The organism is Pseudoduganella sp. RAF53_2, from assembly GCF_052113985.1.
GTDB lineage: Bacteria > Pseudomonadota > Gammaproteobacteria > Burkholderiales > Burkholderiaceae_D > Rugamonas.
Genome location: NZ_JBFRDW010000822.1, coordinates 1 through 2,246, shown reverse-complemented (window position 1 = coordinate 2,246; position 2,246 = coordinate 1). Strand labels below are relative to the sequence as shown.

Annotated in this window: 3 protein-coding genes and 1 pseudogene; 2 read left to right on the top strand and 2 right to left on the bottom strand. The window is 56.5% G+C overall.

All coding sequences use genetic code 11. The features are described 5' to 3' along the window. Window positions 1-530: SDR family NAD(P)-dependent oxidoreductase (locus AB4Z11_RS29930; RefSeq protein WP_442029551.1), on the bottom strand; the 530-nt coding region annotated here is incomplete at its 3' end. Between the two features lie 393 nt (window positions 531-923). On the opposite strand from AB4Z11_RS29930, the gene AB4Z11_RS29925 reads away from it, so the two are divergent. Next, entirely contained in the window at window positions 924-1,139 is a 216-nt protein-coding gene (locus AB4Z11_RS29925) for a hypothetical protein (RefSeq protein WP_442029549.1), read from the top strand. Beyond that, on the top strand, window positions 1,136-1,858 hold the full coding sequence (locus AB4Z11_RS29920; protein ID WP_442029553.1) for an alpha/beta hydrolase: 723 nt from the start codon (window positions 1,136-1,138) through the stop codon (window positions 1,856-1,858). The genes AB4Z11_RS29925 and AB4Z11_RS29920 overlap by 4 nt, the downstream gene beginning before the upstream one ends. Before the next feature lie 6 nt (window positions 1,859-1,864). Here AB4Z11_RS29920 and AB4Z11_RS29915 read toward each other — a convergent pair. Beyond that, window positions 1,865-1,996, bottom strand: a pseudogene (locus tag AB4Z11_RS29915) (AraC family transcriptional regulator N-terminal domain-containing protein); the annotation flags it as partial. Window positions 1,997-2,246 lie beyond the last annotated feature (250 nt).

Genomic DNA, 2,246 nt, shown 5'->3' with positions numbered 1-2,246 from the left:
CTATTCACCTGTACACCGTCTTCTATTCCGCGTTCTGCAAACGCCTTCGCTAACGCCTCAATCGCCGCGTTAATCGCGCCAACAGCGGCCGCGCCCGGTTTTGGGTTAATCGCAGCTGTTCCAGAAACAAACACCACCGCGCCTTTTGATGCCTTCAGCGCTTCCCATGCGCGGATCGTCAAGCGCCGTGCACCGTGAAATTTGAGTTCCATCCCCGTGTTCCATTGCTCATCCGTCATTTGAAACACATCAATTCCTGGCACAGCACCCGCAACATTAACCAAAGCGTCGACTCGACCAAACCGCGCCATGGTTTCGCCGACAATTCTTTCTGCCGCCGTTATCGCTGACAAATCCTGCTCAATCATCAGTGACTCAGCCCCCATCGCCCTGACCTCTTCTGTAACTTCCGAGAGGTGCTCGCCTCCTCGTGCAACGAGCACCACGGCCCCAAAGTCAAGCGCCAAGCGCAACGCCGTTGATCTTCCAATTCCCGAGCTAGCGCCGGTGACAATCGCCACAGATTTCATGTTCTTTCCTAATTGTTAGTTGGCCGACACAACCGCCGAATTTACGTATCCACATGACACGCATTGGCCCACTCTACGCCCACCCCAATAACCCGTCAAACATAATTTAACAGGTTACTTTAGTTTGCCACGTCACCGCTACTGAGACGTAGGTCAGGTACGTACCGCGGCATCGTCAAAGAACGACGCACGGTCGACGTGTCAAAAAGCATGAGCGCGGCCTGCATCGCGGGCCATGTCCACATCCGGGCACTGCGCCAGACGGCATCAACGCATACTATTTTCAATATCAAAACACACAAAGAAGTTATGGGTTCAATGCCAACTTCCGCTTTACATTTGCATCCAATGTTAACGCAACCATTTCGACACCCCCGCTAACATGGAGCGTATATGCGGAAGAAAAAAAGCGACCAGACAGGCCGCAAAGGAGACAAGAAAAACGAACTGGCGCGTGCAGCGCTGTACGCCGCATTGAGCTGCGCGGCGGCTGGCCCTGGCGCTGCAATCGGCGCCGAAATCCGGGCCGACGCGGAAGCAAGGCAGGGGAATCCTGGCACCGCCAATATGGCAGTGACTTCGCACGCAACGTCACGGTCGCCACGCTGACGCCGTTCCTGCCGGACCCGGCAAAAGCCAGTGGCGCCGCAGTTGTTGTGGCGCCCGGCGGCGGCTTCCGCACGCTGTCGATGAGTAATGAGGGCTGGGAGGTCGCGCAGGCGCTGGCCAGGGAAGGCATCGCCGCCTTTGTGCTGAAGTATCGCCTGATTCAAACGCCAGAAGATATGGACGCGTTTGAGCAAGCCATGGCGAAGCTGTTTTCCGAGGACGCGCGAACGGCCGGCGCATCGGCCCAGCAAAGTCCTGCGCAAACTTATGCCGTCCAGATTGCAGATGCCTGCGCCGCCTTTGCGCTACTGCGTTCGCGCGCCGACGAATGGAAGATAGACCCCGACCGTATCGGCATGCTCGGTTTTTCGGCCGGCGCCATGCTGACAATGTCCACGGCGCTGCACGCACAGGACGTCAGCCCTGCCTTCATCGCCAATATCTACGGGCCGCTGGCGCCGGTGACGGTGCCTGCCAATGCGCCGCCCTTGTTCGTGGCCCTTGCTGCGGATGACCCGCTGTTTGGTCATGGCGGCTATGGTCTGATCGACAGCTGGCGGACGGCAAAGCGTCCGGTGGAATTCCATTTCTACGAACAAGGCGGCCACGGTTTCGGCATGTATCCCAAGACCACGACCAGTACCGGATGGTTCGACAGCTTTAAACGCTGGCTGGCGATGCACGGCTGCCACTTGCGAGGCGACCGGCACTTCAATTGAATAGACCAACATCGCGGCGTTGTCATATCGAAACACATCGCTACCGAGCATCGCAATCTTGGCTCCTTGAGCAACAAGACAAAGACAAGGTCTTGCGATGTCGTGTGCCAGCTCCTTGTTAGCGCGAGATGCACGCATTACGTGGGCGCCAGGAATTGGAAGGTCGAAATTTCCGTCATGCGGAGTATGCGCGAAGAGCAATTGAGCTAGTTCACGATATTTCTCAGAAACTAAAGTATGCAAGGGCTTCATCTGGTCGAGCTGCAGTGGAGGCGTTACTTACTAACAAAAGAGAGTAACAGAGCAGCCGATTCTAGGTGGTGATTGCCCACCCAGATTGCCCAAAACTCGCGAAATGATTGCCCATTTTACCGGCGAACTCCAAAGG